At 55.8% G+C, this 303-nt stretch carries 1 protein-coding gene; it reads right to left on the reverse strand.

Going from position 1 to position 303, the window contains the following annotated elements; all coding sequences use genetic code 11:
* A partial coding sequence (locus ACNQ0T_RS23745; RefSeq protein ID WP_417930447.1) for a type VI secretion system domain-containing protein occupies positions 1 to 303 on the reverse strand: 303 nt, incomplete at both ends.

Below are 303 nucleotides of genomic sequence, written 5' to 3' on the forward strand. Positions count from 1 at the left end.
GCAGCGTGTCCGTATGTTCCAGCAGTTCCGACCAGCTTCTCTGTAAATACAACCGCTTAAGATGGGCTTTACTCTCAGGCTTGGGAGGCAATAGCCGTGTCCGGCCGGAGGCATCCAGCGGCGGTAACTCCGTTAACGTATCCCAACGCACACTCTTCATCAGATGATGACCTGCCAGCCATCCGCCGGGACACTCACGCAGATATTTCGCCAGCACCTTAGCCTGATCGAGCAAATCACGACCTGACGTGACGGTATGCATTACCGGTGCGGTGTCCGTATGTTGGGGGAGCAGATCGTGTT

The sequence above is a fragment of the Enterobacter cloacae complex sp.6700776 genome (genome assembly GCF_048284255.1).
Lineage (GTDB): Bacteria > Pseudomonadota > Gammaproteobacteria > Enterobacterales > Enterobacteriaceae > Enterobacter > Enterobacter intestinihominis.